This window comes from Streptomyces sp. BE20, assembly GCF_036322525.1.
Classification (GTDB): Bacteria; Actinomycetota; Actinomycetes; order Streptomycetales; family Streptomycetaceae; genus Kitasatospora.
The window spans coordinates 1-254 of record NZ_JAQYWW010000660.1; the positions used below are offsets into that span (position 1 = coordinate 1).

The following is a 254-nucleotide window of genomic DNA, read 5'->3' on the forward strand; positions in this document are numbered from 1 at the left end:
CGGCGGCTTCCGCCGACTCCACCGCCGCTACGAACGCAAGGGCACCCACTTCGCGGCCTTCGCCACCATCGCCGCCACCCTCATCTGCAACCGCAGAATCACCAAATGAGATCACTTCTAACGAGTTGGTGCGTGATAGCGAGTGGGGCCTTTGTGCTGCGGGTGGCATGATCGCGGCGTGCGGATCATGGTCAATCGGGCGGTTCTGGCGCATCGGCTGTTTACCGGTGTCTCCCGGCGGCATCTGGGCAGTC

Annotated in this window: 1 pseudogene; it reads left to right on the forward strand. The window is 63.8% G+C overall.

Going from position 1 to position 254, the window contains the following annotated elements:
- A pseudogene (locus PUR61_RS13990) lies at window positions 1-109 on the forward strand (IS5/IS1182 family transposase); the annotation flags it as partial.
- Between the last annotated feature and the right edge of the window lie 145 nt (window positions 110-254).